This is a genomic window from Winogradskyella sp. SM1960, assembly GCF_020179375.1.
Taxonomy (GTDB): Bacteria; Bacteroidota; Bacteroidia; order Flavobacteriales; family Flavobacteriaceae; genus Winogradskyella; species Winogradskyella marina.
In genome coordinates, this window is sequence record NZ_JAICBG010000001.1 from 763,591 (window position 1) to 789,616 (window position 26,026).

The following is a 26,026-nucleotide window of genomic DNA, read 5'->3' on the forward strand; positions in this document are numbered from 1 at the left end:
AGGTTGAATTAAATCACATCTTTACAATTAGTAATATGTGATTTTAGCTATAAAAGACACAATTAGGGTGTCAGTTGAAAGTTCAGAGATATTGACTTTGATTTGAAGCCTTCGACAATAGACAAATTAGATTATTAATAATACTATTGGCTACATAGATATGACGTACAATTATTAGAAATGTTACAACATGATTATCAAGGCATAACAAAAATAAACCTTCAAAATTACAGGAATTACTAATGAGAATATAGGCTAGCTAAATTTTAAAAATTCTTTAAAAAAGTTGAATTTTTATCTATTCCTCCAAAAGAAAGGAGTCAATAATATCAGAACCGTAAACAATTCCAATCGACCAATAAGCATTAAAAAAGAAGCCCACCATTTTCCTAAAGGTGGTAATGCTGCATAATTATTAACAGGTCCAAAATCACCTAAAGCAGGTCCAACATTCCCTAAGCTAGATGCTGACAAACCAATGGCAGACGTAAAATCCATTTGAAACATAGAAAACACTAATGCACCAACAATAAACGATAACATATAAAGAATAAAGAATCCTAAAACATTAAATACAATATCCTTAGAAACTGATTTCCCATTATAACGGACAGGAATAATAGCATTAGGATGCAATGCACGTTTAAATTCTAAAAAGCTATTTTTTATTAAAATCAATTGACGCATTACTTTTACACCTCCAGAAGTACTACCTGCAGAACCACCTAAAAACATTAATCCGAAAAAGAAAACCGTTAAAAATGGAGTCCACATAGTATAATCTGCAGTAATAAAACCAGTTGTTGTGATTACCGAAATGACCTGAAACAAACCGTGTCTTAGTGCACTTTCGGCTTCACCTAAAACCATAGGATGCGCAATAGAAGATTGAGATATATCTGCCCTGAAATAGATTAAAACAGCAGCTATTAATGTAAAAGTGATGATAAATTTAGAGTACAATTTAAACTCTTCGTCTTTTAATATTTTAGACACCTTTCCCTTGAACAAATAGTAACTAAGTACAAAATTAGTACCAGCCATAAACATAAAAAATATAATGATGTATTGTATTGCAGGATTATCATTCCATTCTGCAACACTCGCATTTTTTGTAGAAAATCCACCAGTAGATACCGTGCTTAATGCGTGGTTTATGGCATCGAAAAAAGACATACCTGCCGCCTGTAACAAAATAGTTTCAGCAACTGTATAACCCACATAAATTAGCCATAAACGCTTTGCTGTATCTGTAATTCTAGGATGCAATTTATCACCGCTGGGTCCTGGAGCTTCAGCAGCAAATAGCTGCATGCCACCTACACCTAATAAGGGTAAAATAGCAATAGCCAAAACTATTATTCCCATACCACCAATCCAATGTGTTGTACTTCTCCAGAACAACACTCCTTCAGGAATCACTTCAATATCATTTAAAATACTAGCACCTGTTGTTGTATAACCAGAAATGGTTTCGAAAAATGCATTGGTAAACGATGGAATAGCTTCTGTAGCAATATAAGGCAATGTTCCTGTTAATGACATAACAATCCAACCAAAAGCAACTACAATATAACCTTCGCGCTTATTCATCTCCTTGCGATGGTTTCTTGTTCTAAGCATTGCTATAGCTCCTATTAATAAGGTTACTAATCCTGCTAAAAACAATTCAAGCGTTACACCATCCTTATAAATAAAACTGATTAAGGTCGCTATGAGCATAAAACCACTATTAAACAATAATAGCAATCCCAAAAAATGGAAGATGATTTTATAATTAAGTTTTATTCGAGACATAATTATTAAGCAAAAAACCGTTCTACTTCAGAAATAGATCGTGGCAAACAACAAACCACAACACGATCTCCAGCTTCAATTTTAAAACTACCAAGTGGAATAGATCCGTTTCCGTCTCTTATAGCACCACCAATTATAGCAGATTTTGGAAATTTTAAATCCTTGATGAATTTATTCGTTATTTTAGAATTTGGTTTTACCACAAACTCTAACAGCTCAGCATTCATATTGGTTAATTTGGTCATAGCAACCACCTCACCTTTTCTGATGTATCTAAAAATATTGTTTGCTGCTAATAATTTTTTATTGATTAACGTATCAATTCCAATCGATTGTGACAGTTGATAATAATCCATATTTTCAACCAAGGCTATGGTTTTCTTTACTCCTTTAGATTTCGCCAAAAGACAAGACATAATATTGGTTTCAGAATTACCTGTTACGGCAATAAAAGCATCCATATCAGATATATTTTCTTCGTCTAAAATATCCACATTTCTACCATCTCCACAAATAACTAATGCATTTGGAATATCTTCTGCTAATTCTTCAGCTTTACCTCTTTTACTTTCTACAAGTTTTACATTAAATTTACTTGAACACAACTCTTTAGCCGTTTGAAAACCTATTTGACTTCCACCAAGAACCATTACATTCTTAATCGCAACCTTGACCTTTCCTGATAATTTAAATAATTCTTCATCACCATGTTTAGAAGTCATAAAAACAACCTTATCTCCTTCTTTAAAAATAGTATCACCCCTAGGAATAATAGTATATTGGGTTCCTAATCGTTGAATTGCAATTGGGATAAAATTTAATTCAGGATATATCTCTGCTGCTTCCTTTACCGTCTTATCTACAAAGGTTGCTGTTCTAGACAAACGCAAGCCTAACATGGTTAAAGCTCCACCTTCAAACTCATAGGTATCATTAAAACCGTACTGATTTAAAAGCAATCCAATTTCAGAAGCCGCTAAAGATTCTGGTGAAATCAGTTCGTCAATCCCAAATTTTGAAAACCCAACGGTTTCCTTATTATCAATAAATTCGGTATTTGAGATACGTGCAATAGTACGTTTTGCACCTAATTGTTTTGCTAAAACACATGCCGTAATATTGGTAGTTTCAGATGAAGTTACCGCAATAAATAACGCAGCTGTTTCTATGCGCGCATCTCTTAAAATAGAAATTGAGGTTGCATCCCCTTTTATAGTTCTAATATCCAAGTGTTCACCAGCATATCCTAAACTATCTTTTTTAGTATCTATTAAAGTGATTTCTTGTGATTCGTAAGATAAAAGTTTCGCCAAATGAAATCCTACTTCACCTGCACCTGCGATAATTATTTTCATTATTATTCTTTGAAATACAAATACAAATATACTTATTAGTTACAAGTAATTAAGCGCGTATCACATTAAAGTTCTTTTAAGAAAAATAAAGCCTTAAGATGCTTTGCACTAAGAGTCATCTATTTTATTTCTTATAAAACCGTGAATTTCTATTTTGAACTTTAAGTACTTATAACTTATCCATATATTTGCTAAAAATTGTTATGGCCGAAAAAGTAAACCCATATAAGGATAGTGACCAATCTAAAAAGGATCAGGTTACTAAAATGTTCGATACTATTTCTAAAGAATATGATGGATTAAACCGGGTAATTTCCTTTGGAATAGATGTTAAATGGAGACGAAAGGTTGTAAAACTTGTTTCTGAAAGTCATCCTAACAACATCCTAGACATTGCAACAGGCACAGGAGACTTGGCCATTAATTTAGCGTCTACAAATGCTAAAGAAATCGTTGGTTTAGATATCAGTGATGGTATGCTAGAGGTTGGACGTCAAAAAATTAAAGCAAAAAATTTAGATTCTACGATCTCTATGGTTATTGGAGATTCTGAAGATTTACCTTTTGAAGACAATACCTTTGATGCTATAACAGTGGCTTTTGGTGTTCGTAATTTTGAACATTTAGAAAAAGGACTTGCTGAAATTTTAAGAGTACTTAAACCAAACGGTATTTTTGTTATTCTTGAAACTTCTGTTCCTACCAATCCGTTTTATAAAGCAGGGTACAATGTGCATTGTAAATTAATTATGCCTACCATTGGAAAGCTTTTTTCTAAAGATAAAGTAGCTTATAGTTATTTAAGTGAATCAGCTTCGGTTTTTCCTTTTGGAGAAGCTTTAAACAATATTTTAAGAAAAATTGGGTTTATTAATGTCAAAGACCTACCACAAACCATGGGAGTGGCAACGATTTATACAGCATCTAAAGCATAATATGAAGCAATTTTTTATCCTTTTCGTATTTTTAATAGCATTTCAAAGTTCGTCTGCGCAACTTTTTACGAAAGAAAGAGTAGCCAACTCTGTAGATAATATTGATCAAAAGTTTTTGACTTGGGGTTATTTTCTGGGTTTTAATCAATATGACTTTAATTTTGATTACAACGAAAACTTAGAAGATATCCTTGTTGATAAAACGGCTGGGTTTCATTTAGGTCTTATAGGAGATATGCGTATTAATGATTACATGAATTTAAGACTTGAGCCTGGCGTATTCTTTACCACAAGAAATCTTCAATATGACGAAAGCTATTTTCAAGGCATTGAGCACAATGATTCCGACTTGCTTAGAGAGGTAAAATCTACCTATGTACATATTCCGCTTTTACTAAAAATTTCAACGAAGCGAATTAATAATTTTAAACCATTTATTATTGGAGGTGTTTCTACCGCTTTAAACCTATCGAGTAATCAAGATAATCCAGATGATAATAGCTCTGGTGAGTTTAGAATGACCAAAAACACGTATTTCTATGAGATTGGTTTTGGAATAGATCTCTATTTGCTATACTTTAAATTTACACCATCGATTCGTGGCGTCTTTGCTATGGGTGACGAAATCATAAAAGATGTTGATCCTAATAGTCCATGGACAGGTAACATCTCAAAGATGCAAACTAGAGGTGTCTTTATTAACTTTACGTTTCAATAGTTCTACGGCTAAATTCACTTAAAAGAATGGCTGTTGCATTTGCAACATTCAAGCTTTCTGTTGCTTTAATTGTACCAAATTGAGGAATTGTTATTTTTCTATTCACCATTTCTTCGATGGCGTCTGAAATCCCATTTGCTTCATTCCCAAGAATTATAATACCTTGCTCTGGCAACGTTGCTGTATAGATATTTTCGCCTTCTAACAATGTGCCAAATGTTTCGGTATTACAAGACTCTAAATAGTGTTTTAAATCTACATATTGAATATTGACACGTGTTAAAGACCCCATTGTTGCTTGTACTACTTTAGGGTTGTAGCAATCTACTGTATTTAAACTGCAGACTAAGCTTTTAATACCATACCAATCGCAAAGTCTAATAATAGTTCCTAAATTCCCAGGATCTCTTACATCATCTAAAGCGACAATTAAACCTGTGTTTTGAGCTGCTGTTTTCTGCGGAATTTCAAAAATTGCTAATGCTGTATTTGGGTTTTTTAATCCTGATATTTTTTTTAATTCTACTTCCGAAATTTCTGAAATTAAATCTTGAGGAGCATCAAATATAGGTTTTGTGGTATAGAGGTTTTTTAAGATATAGTCTGACTTAAGAAATTCTGAAATCCCTTTTATACCTTCAACTATAAACCAGCCATTTTGTTGCCGTGCTTTTTTTTGACTTAAACTTTTAATTAACTTTATTTGATTCTTTGATAACATTAAAATGTCTTTACATTTGTTTGACGAAACCCTTAAGGACACAAAGTAAACCTTTTTTCATTTAATAACGTTTCGAAATTAAAGTGACTATACTATTTCTATAGGAGAAATGGTATTATTTTTGTTTCTTAATCGTAATAAAATAATTTACCAAATTTAACTTTGCAACAGACCACTTTAACATCTTTTATTAATTACAAGCTTTTGTATCGCTATATATTGCTTCTCTTTTGCATGGTGATGTTAGGTTCTTGTAATGTAGCAAAACGTGTTAAAAATGGCGACCACCTTATAATTAGCAACTCAATTATTGCAGATAGCGTACATGTATCAGATGAGCGTATCAATAATATAATCTCGCAAAAGGTGAATTCTGGTATCCGAAGGTATTTTAGCACACCTTTAAAACTCCATATATATAATCTTGCCAGACCAAATATAGATTCAATTATATATGCTAATGTTTTAAGCGACTCTACCAAAGTAAAACGACGTATAGCATTACTATCTAAAAAGCAATTTGATAGGCAAATAGAATCGCGACGGAATTTTAACGCATGGTTAAAACGTACTGGAGAAGCACCTGTAATTTTCGATGAAGACCAATCTATAAAGACAGCAAAAAACCTTAGAAAGTATTACTATAGCAAAGGTTGGTTTAACAATGAAGTCTCATACCATGTAGAAAAAGATAGCAGTAAACTTGCTAAAGTAACCTACCATGTCACCAAAAAGAAACCTTATACTCTAGACTCCTTAAGACCTATAATTAGCAGTAAAGCTATAGATACTCTTTATCCGAAATTTATCAGCACTACCTTACTTAAAAAAGGAGAACAGTTTGATGAACAGAATTATGAAAACGAACGCGAGCGCATTAACACCTATCTAAGGAATACTGGTTTTTATCATTTTGGACAAGATTATATCCGTTTTGAAATGGATACAATTGACACAAATTACAAAGTACATACAGATTTAATTATTGCCAATAGAACTATTAGAGGTGACGATTCTACGACAACAACACCTTTTAAAATCTATAAAATTAAGGACGTTAATATTTATACGGACGATAATTTTGAAAATCGATTTAAGGCTATTACCGACACTGCCACTTATAAGGATATTAATCTTTACAGTAAAGAAAAGCTAAAGTATAGACCAAAAGCACTTACAGATGCCGTGTTTATTGCTAAAGGTGATAATTATAGCGACTTAGCACGAAGCAGAACATCGCGCTATCTTAATGATTTACAAATGTTTCGTTATCCAAATATCGACTTTGTTGAAAATGAAGAAGACACCACGCTTACGGCGAATATATTCTTAGAGCCCAAAAAGAAATACAGCTTAAGTTTTGATCCTGAAATTAACACAAGTAATATACAAACTATTGGGTTTTCATTTGGTACAGGACTTAAAATAAGAAATGTATTTAGAGGTGCAGAAACTTTAGAAATATCTGGAATTGCAGCTATTGGTGCCTCTGAAAACCGCAATGATCCTGATGCTGCTTTTTTCGACATCAACGAGTTTGGAGGTAATATTCGCTTAACTATTCCTCGGTTATTTAGTCCTTTTAATACCGATAAAATTATTCCCAAATACATGTCACCTAGTACAATAATGAACTTGTCTGCAACTAGCCAACAAAATATAGGGCTAGACAAACAAGCTATCTCTGGTGTCTATAGTTACAATTGGTACCCGTCAAATACAGTGACCAACACCTTAGAGTTGTTTAATATTAATTTTGTAAAAAACTTAAACACTAGCAACTACTTTGGTGTTTATACCAACTCTTTTTCTAGCTTAAATTCTATTGCAAGAGATATAAGTTATATAGGGAATGATGAGAGTTTATTTGATTCTAGCTTATCAAACGCCTATGCTCCTGCCGATGTTTTTATCAATGACGTTTTAGCCGGCAACACACCTTTAACGTCTAGTGACAACGATTTTTCAACCGTTAATACTATTGAAGAACGAAAAGAACGACTAACCGAAAATAACCTTATATTTTCAACAAGCTTTGATTACAAAAAGGATAAAAGAAAAAACATATTTGACAATGACTTCTCTGTTTTTAAGTGGAGAATTGAACTAGCCGGAAATTTACTTACAAGTATCTCTAGCATTGCAGGTGTTCCTAAAAATGACGCAGGCAACTATGACGTTTTTGGTGTGACTTTCTCGCAATATTTTAAAACTGAAATTGATTATGTAAAATATGTTGATCTAGGTAGAAAAAACGTATTTGCCTTTCGTAGCTATGCTGGTATCGCAATTCCGTACGGCAACTCTAACAGTATTCCTTTTGCAGAAAGTTTCTTTGCAGGTGGACCTAACGACAATAGAGCTTGGACTGCGTTTAACCTTGGACCAGGCAGCTCTAAAACAACCAACGAATTTAATGAAGCTAACTTTAAAATTCACTTAAGTGCAGAACAACGTTTTAGTTTGTTTGGAGCTCTTCAAGGCGCTGTATTTGTCGACGCTGGTAATATTTGGAATGTCCTAGATAACGTCACCGAAGACGCAGCAACACTAACCAGCTTTAATTCTTTAAAGGATATTGCTGTCGGTTCTGGCTTTGGACTGCGTTATGATTTTGATTTCTTTGTACTGCGTTTCGACATTGGATTTAAGACCTACGATCCGTCGCAGAATGAAAATAACAGATGGTTTAGAGATTACAATTTTAGAAATGCCGTTTATAATATAGGAATCAACTATCCATTTTAAATTTTCGATTGGTACGCTTCTAAACTGCAGTTGTTCATATTATTTCACTTCAAAAACTACAACGTTTTCGGCATTTTATAACAGATTAGAGGTTATAAATACTCAAAAATTACGTATTTTTGATAACTAAATTTTCAATCTAAAAAAATATGAGTCATAATATTAAACCTGGCGTTGCCACAGGAAAAGAAGTTCAGAATATTTTTAAACATGCTAAAGAAAAAGGCTATGCATTACCAGCAGTAAATGTCATTGGCTCTAACTCTATTAATGCTGTTTTAGAAACCGCAAAATCATTAAATGCACCAGTTATTATTCAATTTTCTAATGGTGGCGCACAATTTAATGCAGGTAAAGGCTTAAGTAATGAGAATCAGAAAGCAGCCATAGCAGGTTCAATTGCAGGCGCTAAACATGTTCACTTAATGGCAGAAGCCTATGGTGTACCTGTAATTTTACATACAGACCACTGTGCAAAAAAATTATTGCCTTGGATCGATGGTTTATTAGATGCGAGTGAGCAACATTATAAAGAAACTGGAAAATCACTTTACAGTTCTCACATGATTGATTTATCTGAAGAACCAATAGAAGAAAATATTGAAATCTGTAAAAACTACCTTGAGCGTATGAGCAAAATTGGTATGACATTAGAGATTGAATTAGGTATTACTGGTGGTGAAGAAGATGGTGTAGACAATACAGATGTCGATGATTCTAAATTATACACACAACCAGAAGAAGTTGCTTACGCTTATGAAGAGTTAAGCAAAGTAAGTGATCAATTCACAATTGCTGCGGCATTTGGTAATGTTCATGGTGTTTACAGACCAGGAAACGTAAAGTTAACCCCAAAAATCTTGAAAAACTCTCAAGATCATATTTCAGAGAAATACGGTGTTGAACACAATCATATCGATTTTGTTTTCCATGGTGGATCTGGTTCAACTGTTGAAGAAATCAGAGAAGGCATTAGCTACGGAGTTATTAAAATGAACATCGATACAGATATGCAGTATGCATTTTTAAGTGGTGTTAGAGATTATGTACAAGACAATAAAGATTACCTACAAACTCAAATAGGTAATCCAGAAGGAGATGATGTACCTAACAAAAAATACTACGATCCTCGTGTTTGGTTGCGTAAAGGTGAAGATGCATTTGTAGAAAGACTTAAAAAAGCATTCGAAGATTTAAACAATGTAGATACATTATAAGTTTATTTCTTTAAATATTTTTGAACCCATTAGAACTAAATATCAGAGTTTTAATGGGTTTTTATTTGATTAATAAAACGCAATTATTGAGATACTTTTCTCTATTTTTGAGTTATATTTAATAAAACAGTAAGTTTGTACCCAGTATAACTACAAACTACAACTAACTAAAAAAACGGTTTTGAGGTCTGTAAAAACCCAAAATCGCAAATCATAAAATCGTATATCGACATGGCTTGGTTTAAAAGAAAAGAGAAAGGTATTCATACCTCAACAGAAGAAAAAAAAGACACACCTAAAGGACTTTGGTACAAATCTCCAACAGGTAAGATTATAGATACTAAAGAACTTGAACAAAATTTTTATGTCAGTCCAGAAGATGGTTACCACGTAAGAATAGGAAGTAACGAGTATTTTCAAATTCTATTTGATGATAATAAATATACCGAATTAGACCCTAATTTAACGTCTAAAGACCCTCTTAAATTTGAAGACACTAAAAAATACCCAGACCGTTTAAAAGCGGCACAAGCAAAAACAAAACTCAAAGATGCAGTTCGTACTGCAGTTGGCAAATCTAACGGTCAAGATTTGGTTATTGCCTGTATGGATTTCAGTTTTATTGGAGGCTCAATGGGATCTGTTGTAGGTGAAAAAATAGCACGAGCAGCAGATTATGCCATTAAAAAGAAAACACCATTAATGATAATTAGTAAATCTGGTGGTGCACGAATGATGGAAGCGGCATTATCATTAATGCAATTAGCTAAAACTTCTGTTAAGTTAGCGCAAATGGCAGATGCTGGTATTCCGTATATTTCTTTATGTACCGATCCTACAACCGGAGGTACAACGGCATCTTTTGCAATGCTTGGAGATATTAATATCGCAGAACCAGGCGCATTAATCGGTTTTGCAGGTCCTAGAATTGTTAGAGACACGACTGGTAAAGAACTGCCTGAAGGTTTTCAAACTTCAGAGTTTTTATTAGAGCACGGCTTCTTAGATTTTATTACACACCGTAAAGACTTAAAATCAAAAGTTAACTTGTATATCGATTTAATTAAAAATCAACCCGTACGAGCATAATAACAGAACAAAAGAGGTTTAAAAAGCCTCTTTTTTTTTGCTTCAACCTAAAAAATTACAATACCTTATAGTTCTGCTTTCTTAAAAAACACTGAAAATTCAGAACCTTCATCCACTTTACTAATCACCTCTACTTTTCCACCTAACGATTCAATGTGATTTTTAGTGATAAATAACCCAATACCAATGGCATCTTCATTACAATGAAAGGTATTGTACATCTGAAATAGTTGATCTCCAAACTTTTCTAAATCAATTCCCAATCCATTATCCTTAATTTTAAGTATCACATAATCGTCGTCTACTCGCGAACTCAATTCAATAATAGGCTTTCTTTTTGGGGATTTATATTTAATGGCATTGGTAATAAAATTCAATATTATACTATCTAAATAGGCTGGTATTCCTTTTACACAAACGTCTTCATCTATGTGATTATAGATTATAGCTTCAGCATTTTGCGCTAAAGCAATAATATTATATGTGGCTTTTTGAGAATAATCATATAAATTAAGGGCTTCCATTTTAGAGTCTTCAATCTCTCTAATTTTTGCGACCTCAGTTAAATGCGATACGGTTTCTTGAAGGTTATCAATTGCTTTTTTTAGTAATTGATAATTCTCATTTGCTGTCAAATAAGTATAATCTTCCTCTAAAAAACCAGTTAAAGATGATAAATTACCAGAGTGTGATCTTAAGTTATGCGTCACAATATTAGCAAACGATGTTAGTCTTTCATTTTGCTCCTTAGCAACTCTAAGCATCGTTTTTAATTTGTCTTCACTTTTCTTACGGTTGGTAACATCTGTAAACTGCCAAATCATATGAGGCCTTCCCCCTTTAAAATAAACTAATGATACAGAAACTAACACCCAAATAATGGAACCATTTTTATGAAAATAACGCTGCTTTACACGGTATTTATCAATATTACCATTAATAAGATTTTCAAATTTTTCTTCGTGAATACCAAGATCTTGAGCATAAACAATGTTATTTATGTCCATGTTAAAAAGTTCCCATCTGGTATATCCAAAAATATCGCAGACACTCTCGTTAACTTTTAACCAATTTCCATCTAAATTTACAATAGCAATACCATTATAGGTATTGTTAAATGTGCGCTCTAAAACATCGTATGCGTTAGAGAAATTCCGCAAATGATTTGAAACTTTCATACATATCGTTTAATAAGGATTAATCAACTGAAAGCTACTTTACTATTAGGGAAAATCTTAGTTAGGACATAATTATACTCTTTAGGATATCAAAAAGTTACGAAAAAAATCCCAAATCACAAAAAAGTAGTATATTTGCCGCTCGAAAGATAGGCTTTCGTGTACATAAAAATCATTTACAATAATATTAGCATGTATTTAGATCAAAAAGGAAAAGAAGAACTTTTCAAAAAACACGGTAAAGACGCAAAAGACACTGGTTCTGCAGAAGGACAGATTGCATTATTTACAGTAAGAATTAATCACTTAACAGAACACTTAAAAAACAATCGTAAAGATTTTAACACTGAGCGTTCATTAGTGAAATTAGTAGGTAAGCGTCGTGCTTTACTAGATTACTTAACTAAGAAAGATATCTTAAGATATCGTGCGATAGTTAAAGAATTAGGATTAAGAAAATAATCTCAATATTAAGGCCACGCATTTAGCGTGGCTTTTTGTTTTTATATAGCTCAAACGTAAGAGTAAAACAATCGTAAAAAAAATAGCATAAAAATCCTAAAGTGATATTAGGATTCGCGGTTTTTCATTGGTCACATAACAACTACACACAACAACACAACTCTGTCCGTCCAGTTTAGGCGGAGACCATTGTTTAACATTTATGCTGCACATTTCTATGCTTTTACTGCGCTCAGCACAGGAAAGCTTAATGTTCAGCATTACTAGAATTAAAAATTTATGATTCCAAAAACTTTCAAAGAGGTCATAGACCTAGGTGATGGTAGAGAAATTTCTATCGAAACCGGAAAATTAGCAAAACAGGCTCATGGTTCTGTTGTTGTTCAGTCAGGAAAATGTATGTTATTATGTACCGTTGTTTCTAACTACGAACAAAAAGATGTGGACTTCCTTCCACTAACTGTAGACTACAGAGAAAAATTTGCAGCTGCAGGTCGTTATCCAGGTGGTTTCTTCAAAAGAGAAGCAAGACCAAGTGATGGTGAAGTATTAACAATGCGTTTAGTAGACCGTGTTTTACGTCCACTATTCCCAAAAGATTACCATTCTGAAACTCAGGTAATGATTCAGTTAATGTCTCATGACCCAGAAGTTATGCCAGATGCAATGGCAGGATTAGCTGCTTCAGCAGCGATTCAATTATCAGATTTCCCTTTTGAATGTGCAATTTCTGAAGCTAGAGTTGGACGTGTTAATGGTGAATTCATTATCAACCCAACATTAGCGCAATTAGAAACGTCTGACATTGATATGATGATTGGTGCTTCTGCGGATTCTGTGATGATGGTAGAAGGTGAAATGGATGAGATTTCTGAAGAAGAAATGGCAGAAGCTATCAAGTTTGCTCACGAGCATATTAAAATACAATGTGCTGCGCAACTTAGATTAGCAGAAGCATTTGGTAAAAAACCGACTCGTGAATACCAACCAGAAAGAAAAGACGAAGACTTAGAGAAGAAAGTACATGACATGGCTTACGATAAAGTGTATGCTATTGCAAAAGCTGGATCTTCTAAGCATGAAAGAAGTGCTGCTTTTCAACAAATAAAAGAAGATATTAAAGCGACGTTTTCTGAAGAAGAATTAGCAGATTACGGAGGTTTAGTTTCTGACTATTACCGTAAAGCTGAAAAAGCTGCGATTAGAGATTTAACCTTAGATGAAGGCTTACGTTTAGATGGTCGTAAGACTGACGAAATTAGACCAATCTGGTGTGAAGTAGATTACTTACCATCAACACATGGCTCTTCAATCTTTACACGTGGAGAAACGCAAGCTTTAGCAACAGTAACTTTAGGAACATCTAGAGATGCTAACCAAATAGATATGCCATCTCAAGAAGGAGAAGAGCGTTTCTATTTACACTATAACTTCCCACCGTTTTGTACAGGTGAAGCAAGACCAATCCGTGGAACATCTCGTAGAGAAGTTGGTCATGGTAACTTAGCACAACGTGCTTTAAAAGGTATGATTCCGGAAGATTGTCCTTACACCGTAAGAGTTGTATCTGAAGTATTAGAATCTAACGGTTCGTCTTCTATGGCAACAGTTTGTTCTGGTACAATGGCGCTTATGGATGCTGGTGTTCAAATGAAAAAACCAGTTTCTGGTATTGCAATGGGATTAATTTCTGATGCAGATTCTGGAAAATACGCTGTATTATCTGATATTTTAGGTGATGAAGATCACTTAGGTGATATGGATTTTAAAGTTACAGGTACTGCAGATGGTATCACCGCTTGCCAGATGGATATTAAAGTAAAAGGATTATCATACGAAATCCTTGTGAATGCTTTACAACAAGCACGTGCTGGTCGTTTACATATCTTAGAAAAATTAACGTCTACTATTGCTGAGCCAAATGTAGATGTTAAAGATCATGCGCCTACAATGGTAACAAGACGTGTACCAAACGAATTCATCGGAGCCTTAATTGGACCTGGTGGAAAAGTGATTCAAGAAATGCAAAAAGAAACTGAGACCACTATCGTTATTAACGAAGATCCAGTGACTGAAGAAGGTATTGTTGAAATTATGGGTGTTGGTAAAACAGGAATCAATGCTGTATTGGCAAAAATTGATGCTATTTTATTTAAGCCAGAAGTTGGTAGCGTTTACGAAGTAAAAGTAATCAAAATGTTAGATTTTGGTGCTGTTGTTGAGTATATGGATGCACCAGGAAACGAAGTGTTATTACACGTATCTGAATTAGCTTGGGAACGTACAGAAAATGTATCTGATGTGGTAAACATGGGAGATGTTTTTGATGTAAAATATTTCGGAATTGATTCTAGAACACGAAAAGAGAAAGTATCTCGTAAAGCGTTATTACCAAAACCAGAAGGTTTTAAGGAAAGACCACCAAGAGACAACAATAGTCGTGGTGGACGTGATAACAACAGAGGAAGAGATAATCGCGGACGTGATAACAGACGTGATGATCGTAAACCTAGAGAAGGTAAAAAGGATAATTAAGTCATCCTTACACCTCAATATATTAAGAAGCCCATCAAAATTGATGGGCTTCTTCTGTATCACAACCTTATATCAAAAGCAACAGCAATTACCCTTATAGGTCACAACTGTAGCTACAACACTTTCAAGTCCAATTCCTGAGCCCTATATAATAGACAACGTTTTATTATGAAGACGTACAGATTTCATAGTATTTAAATCCACTCCTACTTACCCCTTTTGTCTATTGCAGAAATAACACTATAGTATTGACTACTATCAAAAATTATTTTTTAGATCTTAATATCTCACCAAGATAGTTGTTTGTTTCACATGCTTTCCTTATTGCATTGCAACTTTAAGAGTTACATTTTCTTTCTTATAGATACGGCAATTTTAACATTGTATTAAACTCAACAATACTAGGACTTACAAAACTTATTAACGTTTTTATTTCACCCATAATTTCAGGGGATTAGCATTACCAATAGTGCAATAGAACTCCTATAAAACTAGAAATCTATCTATATGCATTCTGTAATTTACATATGATTTCAAAAATTTAATCAAGCCTAAAACCTGTCACTTAATGTTAAATAAAATCTAAAAACAGTCTAAACAGAAAAATCGCACGTAGATATATTAAACTTAATTAAACCACAAAAAACCACAAACAACTTCTATGGCCTCAAAAAAAACACAATCAAAGACACTTATTTCTAAAACAAAAAAACTATCAAACTCCTTCAATTTATTTCTCAATAGTAAATCTAAAACAGAAAACCCAAACAATAAAATTGTACTATTAAGTACATTTTTACTTCTTAGCATGGGTATTTATTTCCTGTATGTTTTTTATGGTGATTTTGAACAATTCAACGCCTATAAAACGAGCTCGTCTATTGGATATGCCTTTATAGTTTTAGCAACAACCCTTTTTGCTTTTAAGGTGTTATTCTTTTTTTATAAAGCTTACAATTATTTTAAATATAAGTCAATAGCTTCTGTTTCAGATAAAGAATTACCAACAGTTACAGTTATTGTTCCTGCTTATAACGAGGGCAAGCAAGTTTATGATACCTTAGTAAGTTTAGACAATAGCAACTATCCAAAACAAAAATTACAAATTATATCTATAGATGATGGTAGTAAGGATGATACTTGGGAATGGATGCTTGACGCCAAAAAGATACTTGGCGATCGATTAGAAATCTATCAACAGCCAGAAAACCAAGGAAAACGTCATGCCCTTTACCGTGGGTTTAATTTAGGAACAGGAGATATTTATGTTACAGTAGATAGTGATTCTATCGTCACTGAAGATACCCTTAGAAACTTAGTAAGTCCATTTATTAAAGACGAAGATTGTGGTGCTGTTGCCGGAAACATTAGAGTTTTAAACAACAAAAAGGAAATGCTTCCTAAAATGCTCGATGTAAGCTTTGTGTTGAGTTTTGAGTTTGTGCGATCTGCCGAAAGTAATCTAAACTCTGTATTGTGTACACCTGGAGCATTAGCGGCCTATAGAAGTACGGCTGTTCATAATTGTTTACCAGAATGGATTAATCAAACCTTTATGGGGAAACCTTCCGATATAGGGGAAGACAGAGCCATGACGAACATGATCTTAAAACAAGGTAAGCACGTATTATTTCAAAAGAATGCTGTGGCTTTTACCAATGTACCCGAACAATATATGGGATTATACAAAATGTTTATTCGTTGGGGAAGAAGCAATGTGAGAGAGAATTTAGAAATGGCAAAATATGTATTCACTAATTTTAGAGCCAAAGGCAAATCTGGAACTAGAATCTTATTTATAAGCCAGTTCTTAAAAATATTGATGAGTTACCCTTTATTAATTTCAATGTTGTTCTTTGTCTTAGTACATCCATTATTATTTTTAGGCTCTACATTGGTTAGTATTTTGATCGCTTCAACTTTTTCGGTGATATTTTTCACTAGTCAATATAAGAACACTCAAGGATTTTGGGCCTACTCGTATAGTATCTTGTTTACATTCGCTTTATTTTGGATTACACCTTATGCGATTGCAACGGCAAGTAGAAGAGGATGGTTGACTCGTGAGTTGGTTGAAACCGCATAACAACTTCAGACAAAAACTTATAAGCCTATAAAATTCTATTTTTATAGGCTTTTTCTTACATATTTACCATTTTGTCACCGACAAACTGTCACAATTAGGCAAGATCGCATTTTATGAAATTATCATATTTCAACTTAATTCCGCAATAAAATTCTAATATCTCAACTTTAATAACAAAATCTTTAGGATATCAAAATTCTCTAAATCATAATTTCTTTTTGGCACTGTCGCATAGATGTTGTGGTAATAAAGGCAACTGACAGTTAACTTATTAACTAAATAAAATTATGAAAGTATTAGTAATTGGAGCCGGAAATATGGGCTTAACTTATGCTGAAGGTATGGCAGAATCGCCACTACTTAGCAAACATAAATTAAAAATCTATGATACCGATCCAAAAAAAATAGAAAGCCTGAGCAAAGATGCTCGCTTTATTGTTTATGATGATTTAAACGATTGTCTACCAAAGGCAGATATCGTATTTATTGCGGTAAAACCATATCATAGCGATGGTTTATTTGAAGAAATGAAACCAATGCTAAACACCAATCAAGTTTTTGTATCTTTAATGGCAGGTGTAACAATAGACACAATAAAACAAAAATTAGACGCCAACAAAGTCATTAGGACGATGCCCAACTTACCTGCACAAGTAGGTAAAGGTGTTACCTCTTATACAGAATCTAAAGCAGTCTCTAGAGTAGAGCTTCTAATGATTAGAAACCTCTTAGATACCACAGGTACATCAATACATGTAAACACAGAAAAGTTTATTGATGCTTCCACCGGAATTTCTGGTAGTGGTCCAGCGTACGTATTCTATTTTATGCAGTCTATGCTAGAAGCTGCACAAGAAATGGGATTTTCAGATTACGATTCCAAAGTATTAGTGAGTAGCACTTTTGAAGGTGCAATTGAGCTATTCAACCAAAATAATATTTCACCAAAATCATGGATAGATAAAGTAGCATCAAAAGGAGGCACAACCCAAGCCGCCATTGATTCTATGGAAGATAATAATGTAAAACAGCTTATTCAAGATGCCGCTTATGCTGCTTTTGATCGTGCTGTAGAATTGGGTAAAGACAAATAATTATGAGTGACGAAATAAAACGTGTGGTCGTAAAAGTAGGAACCAACGTATTAACAAATAAAGATAATAGAATTTTAGGTCCAGTTCTTCGTGAATTGGTAAGGCAAATTGCCGTTCTGTATGAAGAAGATATTATGGTTATCCTAGTATCATCTGGCTCTGCAATGGCAGGAATGGAAGTCTTAGGAGAAACAAACATTAAAGACAAGTCTATAAGACGACAGGTTTATTCTTCTGTAGGCCAGCCTAGAATGATGAGACATTACTACAGTATATTTCACGATTATGGTATGAGATGTGCACAAGTACTGGCGACAAAGCGAGATTTTGACATAGGAAAACACCGCGAAAACATGATTAATTGTTATGAAGGTTTACTTGCTGAAGGTGTAACTCCAATCGCAAATGAAGATGATGCTGTTTCACTTACTATGTCTATGTTTTCAGATAATGATGAGTTAGCAAGTTTAATTGCCGAATTAATTGATGCAGATAGACTTATTATCCTATCAGATACCGATGGTCTTTATACAGGTCATCCAGACGACGACAATTCCGTTCGATTAAATGAAGTTAAGACGAATGAAAATGTAGAGAAATACGTTCAAAAGTCAGATAAAAAAGAAGGCGAAGGCCGAGGAGGAATGGCTTCAAAATTAAAAATAGCGAAAGGAACAGCTAATAAAGATATTCCAACGTATATCGCCAATGGTAAACGAGAAAATGTCATTGTAGATATTCTAAATAATAAAGAAGTAGGAACTAAATTTATTAGTGCCTAAGTAACTTCTAATTAAAATAAAAAACATGAAACTTTTAAATACAGAAATAAAAAATAAAGTCTTAAAATCAATGCTTCAGATTTTAGATCGCGAACGACAGACTATTATTGAAGCGAACAAAAAGGATTTAAATGCCTTTCAAAAAGAAGATCAAGCCTTATACGATCGCCTTATTGTGAATGACAAAAAGATTGATGAGATGATAGCTGCTGTAAACGATGTAATGCTTCAAGAGGACCCTGTTGGACGTGAAATAACCAACAAAACTTTAAAGAATAAATTAAACATCGTTAATACCACAGCGCCGTTTGGTACTATTTTAATCATATACGAATCGCGACCAGATGTTACAATTGAAGCGGCCGTTTTAGCCTTTAAAGCCAATAATAAGATTTTATTAAAAGGAGGAAAAGAAGCTTTAAATAGTAATCTTATTTTAGAACAATGTTGGCACGAAGCCTTAGAAGAAAACGGATTAACTAAAGATTGGATTAGACTTCTACACTTAAAACGCGAAGAAACCCAAGAATTTCTTAGAAATCCTACGGAACCCTTAGACTTAATTGTACCACGTGGCGGTGAGCGTTTAATTAACTTTGTAAAAACTCATGCCACATGTGCTGTCTTAATTAGTGGTCGTGGAAACAACTTTTTATATGTATCTGAACATGCGGATTGGAGCAAAGCAGTAAATGTGATAATTAATGCTAAAACAGATAAAATTTCGGGTTGTAATGCTTTAGACAAAGTTCTTATCAATAAGAATTTACCACAGTACGATACCAAACTAAAAATGCTTCAAGAAAAATTAGAACAACACAAGGTTGAAATTGTAGTGGACCATAAGGTCTCTAAAATTTTATCTCAAAAAGAAGTCATTTCTAATCAAGAGATTTGGGATGAAGAATTTTTAGCATTAAAAGTGCTTATAGGAGAAGTAGCGAATTTAGACGAAGCCATTGATATGATCAATACACACTCAGGTAAACATTCGGCTTCAATTATAACAGAAGATAAATCTGAGGCAATGACCTTTATGCATAATGTAGATAGCGCAGCCGTGTATCATAATGCATCTACTAGATTCACTGATGGAGGTCAAATGGGAGTTGGCGCAGAGTTAGCTATTAGTACAGACAAATTGCATCATCGTGGGCCTTTAGGCTTAAACCAATTGGTAACCAATAAATATTATGTTTACGGTGACGGTCAGATTAGAGTTTAGACATCTAAATGACCAAGATGCTTGTGAATTCTAAAATTCAGATCAATAAATTAGGATTTTAGATGAAAATTCCTTATAATAAAGGTTATGATCACACAAGACAAAATTAAATACGCGGAAGAATTAAGCAACTCAATATCTTACCTTGAAAAATTAGGATACTCTAATATTAAAGCCGATTTTGATGGCTACGAGTCCCCTAAATCATATCGTAAAAAAGGGAGTGACATTGACGTTACTCCAGATATAGTTGCAGAAAAGGAAGGCCGCAAGCACATATTTGATTTAAGCTTGAAATCTGAAAAACCGAGACTATTAAAATCCAAATGGTTATTTTTAAACACCTTAAGCCAAATTAAATCGTACCGCTTTAGGTTAATAACCATGCGAGGCCATTATAAGTTTACCAATGAAACTGTAGACGCAATAAACCTAGATACCGTTAAACTCTTAAAGATTTAATTTTTTTTATTAGTATTGTGTAACATTTCGATGCTTTATTACGTATAATAAAAGCAACATGGTGTTGTGACATTGCACAAATCTTAAAAATAAATGAGACAGCTTAAAATTACCAAGCAGGTTACCAATAGGGAAACTGCATCGTTAGACAAATACTTACAAGAAATTGGTAAGGTAGATCTTATTACAGCAGACGAAGAGGTAGAATTAGCTCAACGTATAAAAGCTGGCGATCAAATTGCTTTAGAAAAGTTAACGAAAGCTAACCTACGTTTTGTGGTATCTGTTGCAAAACAGTATCAAAATCAAGGATTAACATTACCAGATTTAATTAATGAAGGTAATTTAGGTTTAATAAAGGCCGCACAACGTTTTGATGAAACACGTGGTTTTAAATTTATATCTTATGCTGTTTGGTGGATTCGTCAATCGATACTTCAAGCCTTAGCTGAACAGTCTCGTATTGTACGTTTACCATTAAACAAAATTGGTTCTATTAATAAAATCAACAAGACTTTTGCTTTTTTAGAGCAAAGCCATGAGCGCCCGCCATCAGCGGAAGAAATCGCAAAAGAATTAGACATGACTATTAACGATGTTAAAGAGTCTATGAAAAATTCTGGCCGTCACGTTAGTATGGATGCACCTTTAGTAGAAGGTGAAGATTCTAACTTATATGACGTCTTACGAAGTGGTGAATCACCAAATCCGGATAAAGATTTATTACACGAATCTTTACGAACTGAGATTGAACGTGCATTAGAAACATTAACACCTCGTGAAGCTGATGTTATTCGTTTGTATTTTGGTTTAGCAAGCCAACACCCAATGACTCTTGAAGAAATTGGAGAAACATTCGATTTAACACGTGAGCGTGTAAGACAAATAAAAGAAAAAGCAATTAGACGATTAAAACATACGTCTAGAAGTAAAATATTAAAAACATATTTAGGTTAGGAAAACGTATCTTTAACGACCAACCTAATAATAGTAACAACAGTTACAAACATAACTGTTCGTTTTTTGATTGATGAAAGAACCCACGGCTGATTACCGTGGGTTCACTTTTTAGTACAACTTTGGTTTTGTTAAAAACCAAACAGCTAAACTAATTGGGCTTAAGAGCACAATCTCCTTTTGTTTTTTACTTCAATGACAAAATAACCTCACATTTTAATTACCTTTGCACAAACCTTAAATAAACCTTATACAATGGCTACAAAATTAATTGCTCCTTCCATGTTAGCTGCCGATTTTGGCAATCTTCAACGCGATACCGAAATGGTTAATAACAGTGATGCAGATTGGTTTCATATTGATGTAATGGACGGACATTTTGTGCCTAATATATCTTATGGAATGCCAGTTATTGCAGCGATAAAAAAGCATGCAACGAAACCATTAGACGTTCACCTCATGATTGAAAAACCTGAACGGTATATTGAAGAATTTGCTAAAGTTGGTGCAGATATTATTACGGTTCATTACGAATCTACGGTTCATTTACATAGAACATTAAGACAAATAAAAGATGCCGGTTGTAAAGCTGGTATTGTTCTTAATATTACTACTCCTCTTACGGTTTTAGAAGACATTCTTCCGGAGTGTTATATGATATTATTAATGTCTATAAATCCTGGGTTTGGTGGACAACAGTTTGAAGACATCACTTATAAACGTGTGAAAAATCTTCGCAAAATGATAAACGAACAAGGTCTAGATACACGTATCGAAATTGACGGTGGTGTTACAGATAAAAATATCAAAGCATTAGTTGATGCTGGAGCTGATACTTTTGTTGCTGGTAGCCACATTTTTAAGAGTAACAACCCAACTACAACCATTAAAACATTAAAGGATTTAGCTAATTCTTAAGAGCAGAAATAACCGCAACCACTCAGTAGTAAGGAAACTTATCTATTACGTGAGACTATACCAAAATCTATAGACTACTGATAAGACTGCGCTCAAATGGACGGTTTTAACAACTTTATTTTACAATTGTTTTAATAAGTAGTTAATTAAATCTGTTGTTGTTACAATTCCCACAATACTACCATTATCCACTACTGGTAACGCGTGAAATTCCTTTTGAGCTAATATTTGAGCTACCTCTTTTATGGTTGCATTAGAGTTCACGGTGACTACATTTTTAGCCATCACCTGATCGATGGTAAACATATTGTAGACCAAGGCTTCAATTTCGGTTTCGGTTTCGTCTACCGCATCTGCAAAGCTAATTCTTAGTAAATCCGTATAGCTTAACATACCGATAACAACACCTTCCTTAACTACCGGAATATGTCTAATATTATGTCTTTTAAATAAAAGTTCTGCGGTCTCAAGCTCATCTGTTCTATTGAGAGCGATGATATTGGTTGACATTATTGTAGAAACTGGTTCAGTATTTCTCATGACTTCTATGTTTTATAATTCACTATTAAAAGTACTTTATAAAGCTCAAAAAGAACATGATAAATATCACATAACGAACAAAACCTAATTTGGCATTAAACGTTATTGCCGTAGCCATAATTATAACCATAGTTATACCCATAGCCGTAAGATTTACTTGCTCCCACACTGTTAACCACATAAGCCACATTTTTCAACTTGCCGGTTTCAGACAAGTCTACCGAATATTTCAACAGGTTTTTTTCCGTGTAATCAGCACGAACTAGGTAAATGGTTGCATCCGCTAATTGAGAGATCAATAAAGTGTCAGTAACAAGTATTGTAGGTGCTGTATCCACAATTATATAGTCGTATTCATCTTTAGCCTCCTCTATGAGTTTTGTAAAACGACCATTCGTTAATAAATGTGCTGGATTAGGCGGAATGTCGCCAGACAACAGTATGTCATGGTTCGGATGTTTATCGAAACCTTTTCTTAAACCGTCTCTCCAATTAAAGTTGCCATCATGGAGGTAATTAGACAAACCAGGATTGTGTTTATCTTGCTTAATATGTGTATGAATTTGTGGGTTTCTTAAATCGGCACCAATTAAAAGCACTTTTTTATTGATACTAGATAAAGCTAAAGACAAATTAATACTTACATAGGTTTTGCCTTCCCCTTTTATTGTTGATGTACAATATATAACTTTCGCCTTATGATCATCCTTCACTGGTAAAATATAATCTACATTAGAACTTAATATTCTAAAGGACTCTGCTAATGCCGAACGCGAATCAGGATCATCAAACACGACATCTTCTTTATTTTTCTTAAATGGAATTTCACCAATTACAGGGATCTTAGAACTGACCTTCGTGATATCATCTTTGCCATGTAATTTCGTATCTAACATAAACATAAGATATAGAATTCCAAAAGGGATCAATAGTCCTCCTAAAAGTGCTCCTGCGTAAATGATATTGGATTTTGGTGAAATAGGATTCCCCCCTGTCAAAGCATATTCTACAACTTTTATAGAAGGCTCCGTAATTGCCAAATTGATAGCGGCCTCTTCTCTTTTCTGTAATAATAAAAGATAGAGACTTTCTTTAATTTTTTGTTGCCTGTTAATGGCTCTTAACAGTTTCTCCTTTTCAGGGATTTGCGATACCGTACCACTAAATCTTCGGTTTCTTGAGCTCAATTGTTGTCGTGACGCTTCAAGCTGATTGGAATAGGTTTCTAAGGATCTATTGAGATTAGCTTTTAAATTCTCTACTTGGGTTACGGCTTTCTGCACTATAGGGTTATTTGCCCCACCACTACTTAAATATCTATCTCTGTTAATTACGGCACTATTGTAATCCGTTATTAGCACATTAATACTAGAATTCTCAATACCAATATTTGCCGGTAATAAATCGGATTCAGTATTATTTTTTAATGCATTTTCTAAGAGGTCAGACAATGTTAACTGGTGTTCAATACGGAACAATTCCTCATCAGATTGCGCCCGTTGTTCAAGTCCAAGTTCCGCATCAGCAATGATATCAACAATATTATTGCTTTGCTTAAAGTCTTGACGATTCACTTCAATAGAATCTAATTCTTGTTCTAGAAACACAAACCGTTCATCTATAAAATCTAAGGTGCGTTTAGAGACTAACTGTCTGTCATAAATGCCGTCTCTATTAAACTCATCCATTAGGGTGTTTAATATTTTTTCAGACAACTCCTTACTCTCACCTGTAATGACTAATTTAAGTAAATCACTCTGCTCTCCAATAGCTTCAACCCCAATTTTAGCTTTTAAGCCTAGAGCCACATTTTTAATGGATTTAAAATTTATAAGAAATGTTTTTCCAATAATATCCTTTTCCGAAGCCTCGGAACGTAAACTTATTTCAAAAGGTAAATTGGTATCACTATTTAGTGTAGAGTGTTCCGAAAAAGAAAAGACTTCTTCTGTATCAACATCTATAATTTCAAGTCCGTTAGCTTTAACATTTATTTTATAAGATATAGTTTTTGTAATACTATCAGGCTCTATTATTTGCTTAAACGTAAATGGTAAAGTTTCAATTTGTGAGGTTTGTATTGTTCCTTCCTCATAAAAACTCGTGTTTAAATTAAGCTCCCTAACTACACGATTCATGATGAGATAAGACGTTAAAATCTCTTTTTCATTCTCTAAATTTATATTACTTCTTTTAAATATAAAGGCTGATGTTGGCAGCTCTAAACCTTCCGATTCATCTAATATTTTTACTTTTGCATAGGTTTCAAAAATACGTGGAGCATATCTTAAGTATAAATAAGCCCCTATTAATAGCAACATTACAGTAAATACAAACCATGGCCAATAACGCAAATAGCGTCTAAGCTCTTGTTTTAAGTCTATACTATCTTCTGTATCAAACGCATTCATAGTGTTAAAAGAATTATCCATACAGTTATCTCGTCAATAAAATAGTTATACTCAATGCTAAAGAGGCAATGGTTAATACCGTTCCTATATCTTTTACAAAACCCGCACTTTTCACTTTAGGATTATTAGGATTAACAATAATGTGGTCATTGGGTTTAATAAAATAGAATTCACTATTCATAAACTCAGCAGATGTTAAATCGACATGTGATATTTTACGCACTCCATCGACCTCTCTAGTTATCAATATATCATCTCGTTTTCCATTAATAGTTAAGTCACCTGCATAACCCAAAGCCTGTAACAGTGTCATATTGGGCTCGGTATAATTAATTGTTCCAGGTTGATTTACTTCACCTAATATTGTAACTTTAGCATTAATCAAACGCACATTAACTCTAGCATCCGATAAATGGCCTTCTGTTATTAATTTGCTGCTAATAAAAGCTGCTAGCTCTTGAGTAGTCTTATTTTGAGTCGATATTTGCCCTAAGACAGGCAATACAATCGTACGGTCTAAATTAACGACATAACCGTCTAACTTCATTATATCTAAGTTCTGAGCCTGTACTCCTTGAACAACACTTTTATTATAAGGTAATGCTGCTTCTGGTTCTAAACTCTGAATTGTTATTTTTAAAATATCATTGGGCTGAATATTTGGTGATTGATACGCAACCTCACCTACACCTTTCGTGTCTATATCTTGTAAATAAAGAACTTCTTTTTTAGACGCACAAGATGCTAATATGAAAAGACATAATAGGCCTAATGTTTTAAATTTCATTGAAATATA

At 33.6% G+C, this 26,026-nt stretch carries 21 protein-coding genes; 14 read left to right on the forward strand and 7 right to left on the reverse strand.

Annotation, left to right across the window (positions count from 1 at the left end; genetic code table 11):
• Positions 1–294: 294 nt before the first annotated feature.
• Both K1X16_RS03475 and trkA read right to left on the reverse strand, forming a co-directional pair.
• Positions 295–1,797: a TrkH family potassium uptake protein gene (locus K1X16_RS03475; protein ID WP_225035045.1), complete on the reverse strand. Its 1,503-nt coding sequence runs from the start codon at positions 1,795–1,797 to the stop codon at positions 295–297.
• 5 nt (positions 1,798–1,802) lie between these two features.
• The gene (gene trkA, locus K1X16_RS03480) at positions 1,803–3,152 is read right to left on the reverse strand and encodes a Trk system potassium transporter TrkA (RefSeq protein ID WP_195869765.1); all 1,350 of its coding nucleotides are present in this window, start codon (positions 3,150–3,152) and stop codon (positions 1,803–1,805) included.
• A 203-nt stretch (positions 3,153–3,355) separates the two neighbouring features.
• Here trkA and ubiE point away from each other — a divergent pair, with 203 nt between their 5' ends.
• On the forward strand, positions 3,356–4,087 hold the full coding sequence (ubiE, locus tag K1X16_RS03485) for a bifunctional demethylmenaquinone methyltransferase/2-methoxy-6-polyprenyl-1,4-benzoquinol methylase UbiE (RefSeq protein ID WP_195869766.1): 732 nt from the start codon (positions 3,356–3,358) through the stop codon (positions 4,085–4,087).
• 1 nt (position 4,088) lies between these two features.
• On the forward strand, positions 4,089–4,805 hold the full coding sequence (locus K1X16_RS03490) for a porin family protein (RefSeq protein ID WP_225035414.1): 717 nt from the start codon (positions 4,089–4,091) through the stop codon (positions 4,803–4,805).
• On the opposite strand, the gene K1X16_RS03495 is transcribed toward K1X16_RS03490, so the two are convergent.
• Entirely contained in the window at positions 4,792–5,526 is a 735-nt protein-coding gene (locus tag K1X16_RS03495) for a TrmH family RNA methyltransferase (RefSeq protein ID WP_225035046.1), read from the reverse strand. The genes K1X16_RS03490 and K1X16_RS03495 overlap by 14 nt on opposite strands.
• Positions 5,527–5,688: 162 nt before the next feature.
• Between K1X16_RS03495 and K1X16_RS03500 the strand changes: the two genes are divergently transcribed.
• From K1X16_RS03500 to accD, 3 genes are all read left to right on the forward strand, one after another.
• The gene (locus K1X16_RS03500; protein ID WP_225035047.1) at positions 5,689–8,274 is read left to right on the forward strand and encodes a BamA/TamA family outer membrane protein; all 2,586 of its coding nucleotides are present in this window, start codon (positions 5,689–5,691) and stop codon (positions 8,272–8,274) included.
• Between the two features lie 149 nt (positions 8,275–8,423).
• Positions 8,424–9,491 (forward strand): class II fructose-bisphosphate aldolase, encoded by a 1,068-nt coding sequence (fbaA, locus tag K1X16_RS03505; protein ID WP_195869768.1) that lies wholly within the window; start codon positions 8,424–8,426, stop codon positions 9,489–9,491.
• 231 nt (positions 9,492–9,722) lie between these two features.
• Positions 9,723–10,580 (forward strand): acetyl-CoA carboxylase, carboxyltransferase subunit beta, encoded by an 858-nt coding sequence (gene accD, locus K1X16_RS03510; RefSeq protein ID WP_195869769.1) that lies wholly within the window; start codon positions 9,723–9,725, stop codon positions 10,578–10,580.
• A gap of 65 nt (positions 10,581–10,645) precedes the next feature.
• On the opposite strand, the gene K1X16_RS03515 is transcribed toward accD, so the two are convergent.
• Complete coding sequence (locus K1X16_RS03515; RefSeq protein ID WP_195869770.1) at positions 10,646–11,758, reverse strand: sensor histidine kinase; 1,113 nt, start codon at positions 11,756–11,758, stop codon at positions 10,646–10,648.
• Between the two features lie 192 nt (positions 11,759–11,950).
• Here K1X16_RS03515 and rpsO point away from each other — a divergent pair, with 192 nt between their 5' ends.
• From rpsO to rpe, 9 genes are all read left to right on the forward strand, one after another.
• Positions 11,951–12,220 carry a 30S ribosomal protein S15 gene (gene rpsO / locus K1X16_RS03520; protein ID WP_195869771.1) on the forward strand — a complete coding sequence of 90 codons (270 nt, stop codon included), beginning with the start codon at positions 11,951–11,953 and terminating at the stop codon, positions 12,218–12,220.
• Positions 12,221–12,499: 279 nt separating this feature from the next.
• Positions 12,500–14,755 carry a polyribonucleotide nucleotidyltransferase gene (locus K1X16_RS03525; RefSeq protein WP_225035048.1) on the forward strand — a complete coding sequence of 752 codons (2,256 nt, stop codon included), beginning with the start codon at positions 12,500–12,502 and terminating at the stop codon, positions 14,753–14,755.
• A 661-nt stretch (positions 14,756–15,416) separates the two neighbouring features.
• Positions 15,417–16,841, forward strand: a complete 1,425-nt coding sequence (locus K1X16_RS03530) for a glycosyltransferase (RefSeq protein ID WP_225035049.1) — start codon at positions 15,417–15,419, stop codon at positions 16,839–16,841.
• A 287-nt stretch (positions 16,842–17,128) separates the two neighbouring features.
• A complete protein-coding gene (proC, locus tag K1X16_RS03535) occupies positions 17,129–17,935 on the forward strand; it encodes a pyrroline-5-carboxylate reductase (protein ID WP_195869776.1) in 807 nt (268 codons plus the stop codon).
• Between the two features lie 2 nt (positions 17,936–17,937).
• Positions 17,938–18,717 (forward strand): glutamate 5-kinase, encoded by a 780-nt coding sequence (proB, locus tag K1X16_RS03540; RefSeq protein WP_195869777.1) that lies wholly within the window; start codon positions 17,938–17,940, stop codon positions 18,715–18,717.
• A 25-nt stretch (positions 18,718–18,742) separates the two neighbouring features.
• Complete coding sequence (locus K1X16_RS03545; RefSeq protein ID WP_225035050.1) at positions 18,743–19,942, forward strand: glutamate-5-semialdehyde dehydrogenase; 1,200 nt, start codon at positions 18,743–18,745, stop codon at positions 19,940–19,942.
• Between the two features lie 87 nt (positions 19,943–20,029).
• Positions 20,030–20,404 (forward strand): hypothetical protein, encoded by a 375-nt coding sequence (locus K1X16_RS03550; protein WP_195869779.1) that lies wholly within the window; start codon positions 20,030–20,032, stop codon positions 20,402–20,404.
• A gap of 93 nt (positions 20,405–20,497) precedes the next feature.
• Positions 20,498–21,361, forward strand: coding sequence for an RNA polymerase sigma factor RpoD/SigA (locus K1X16_RS03555; protein WP_173300852.1), 864 nt, complete (start codon positions 20,498–20,500; stop codon positions 21,359–21,361).
• 255 nt (positions 21,362–21,616) lie between these two features.
• Positions 21,617–22,279 (forward strand): ribulose-phosphate 3-epimerase, encoded by a 663-nt coding sequence (gene rpe / locus K1X16_RS03560; protein WP_225035051.1) that lies wholly within the window; start codon positions 21,617–21,619, stop codon positions 22,277–22,279.
• Positions 22,280–22,399: 120 nt separating this feature from the next.
• Here the strand turns inward: rpe and K1X16_RS03565 are convergent, their stop codons facing one another.
• From K1X16_RS03565 to K1X16_RS03575, 3 genes are all read right to left on the reverse strand, one after another.
• Complete coding sequence (locus K1X16_RS03565) at positions 22,400–22,819, reverse strand: CBS domain-containing protein (protein ID WP_195869781.1); 420 nt, start codon at positions 22,817–22,819, stop codon at positions 22,400–22,402.
• A 95-nt stretch (positions 22,820–22,914) separates the two neighbouring features.
• Entirely contained in the window at positions 22,915–25,251 is a 2,337-nt protein-coding gene (locus K1X16_RS03570; RefSeq protein ID WP_225035052.1) for a GumC family protein, read from the reverse strand.
• 4 nt (positions 25,252–25,255) lie between these two features.
• Positions 25,256–26,017: a polysaccharide biosynthesis/export family protein gene (locus K1X16_RS03575; RefSeq protein ID WP_225035053.1), complete on the reverse strand. Its 762-nt coding sequence runs from the start codon at positions 26,015–26,017 to the stop codon at positions 25,256–25,258.
• Between the last annotated feature and the right edge of the window lie 9 nt (positions 26,018–26,026).

Excerpts from the sequence above, each read along its gene's own strand:
- K1X16_RS03475 (WP_225035045.1), bottom strand. The coding sequence starts at position 1,797 with ATGTCTCGAATAAAACTTAATTATAAAATCATCTTCCATTTTTTGGGA.
- trkA (WP_195869765.1), bottom strand. The coding sequence starts at position 3,152 with ATGAAAATAATTATCGCAGGTGCAGGTGAAGTAGGATTTCATTTGGCG.
- ubiE (WP_195869766.1), top strand. The coding sequence starts at position 3,356 with ATGGCCGAAAAAGTAAACCCATATAAGGATAGTGACCAATCTAAAAAG.
- K1X16_RS03490 (WP_225035414.1), top strand. The coding sequence starts at position 4,089 with ATGAAGCAATTTTTTATCCTTTTCGTATTTTTAATAGCATTTCAAAGT.
- K1X16_RS03495 (WP_225035046.1), bottom strand. The coding sequence starts at position 5,526 with ATGTTATCAAAGAATCAAATAAAGTTAATTAAAAGTTTAAGTCAAAAA.
- fbaA (WP_195869768.1), top strand. The coding sequence starts at position 8,424 with ATGAGTCATAATATTAAACCTGGCGTTGCCACAGGAAAAGAAGTTCAG.
- accD (WP_195869769.1), top strand. The coding sequence starts at position 9,723 with ATGGCTTGGTTTAAAAGAAAAGAGAAAGGTATTCATACCTCAACAGAA.
- K1X16_RS03515 (WP_195869770.1), bottom strand. The coding sequence starts at position 11,758 with ATGAAAGTTTCAAATCATTTGCGGAATTTCTCTAACGCATACGATGTT.
- rpsO (WP_195869771.1), top strand. The coding sequence starts at position 11,951 with ATGTATTTAGATCAAAAAGGAAAAGAAGAACTTTTCAAAAAACACGGT.
- K1X16_RS03525 (WP_225035048.1), top strand. The coding sequence starts at position 12,500 with ATGATTCCAAAAACTTTCAAAGAGGTCATAGACCTAGGTGATGGTAGA.
- K1X16_RS03530 (WP_225035049.1), top strand. The coding sequence starts at position 15,417 with ATGGCCTCAAAAAAAACACAATCAAAGACACTTATTTCTAAAACAAAA.
- proC (WP_195869776.1), top strand. The coding sequence starts at position 17,129 with ATGAAAGTATTAGTAATTGGAGCCGGAAATATGGGCTTAACTTATGCT.
- proB (WP_195869777.1), top strand. The coding sequence starts at position 17,938 with ATGAGTGACGAAATAAAACGTGTGGTCGTAAAAGTAGGAACCAACGTA.
- K1X16_RS03545 (WP_225035050.1), top strand. The coding sequence starts at position 18,743 with ATGAAACTTTTAAATACAGAAATAAAAAATAAAGTCTTAAAATCAATG.
- K1X16_RS03550 (WP_195869779.1), top strand. The coding sequence starts at position 20,030 with ATGATCACACAAGACAAAATTAAATACGCGGAAGAATTAAGCAACTCA.
- K1X16_RS03555 (WP_173300852.1), top strand. The coding sequence starts at position 20,498 with ATGAGACAGCTTAAAATTACCAAGCAGGTTACCAATAGGGAAACTGCA.
- rpe (WP_225035051.1), top strand. The coding sequence starts at position 21,617 with ATGGCTACAAAATTAATTGCTCCTTCCATGTTAGCTGCCGATTTTGGC.
- K1X16_RS03565 (WP_195869781.1), bottom strand. The coding sequence starts at position 22,819 with ATGAGAAATACTGAACCAGTTTCTACAATAATGTCAACCAATATCATC.
- K1X16_RS03570 (WP_225035052.1), bottom strand. The coding sequence starts at position 25,251 with ATGGATAATTCTTTTAACACTATGAATGCGTTTGATACAGAAGATAGT.
- K1X16_RS03575 (WP_225035053.1), bottom strand. The coding sequence starts at position 26,017 with ATGAAATTTAAAACATTAGGCCTATTATGTCTTTTCATATTAGCATCT.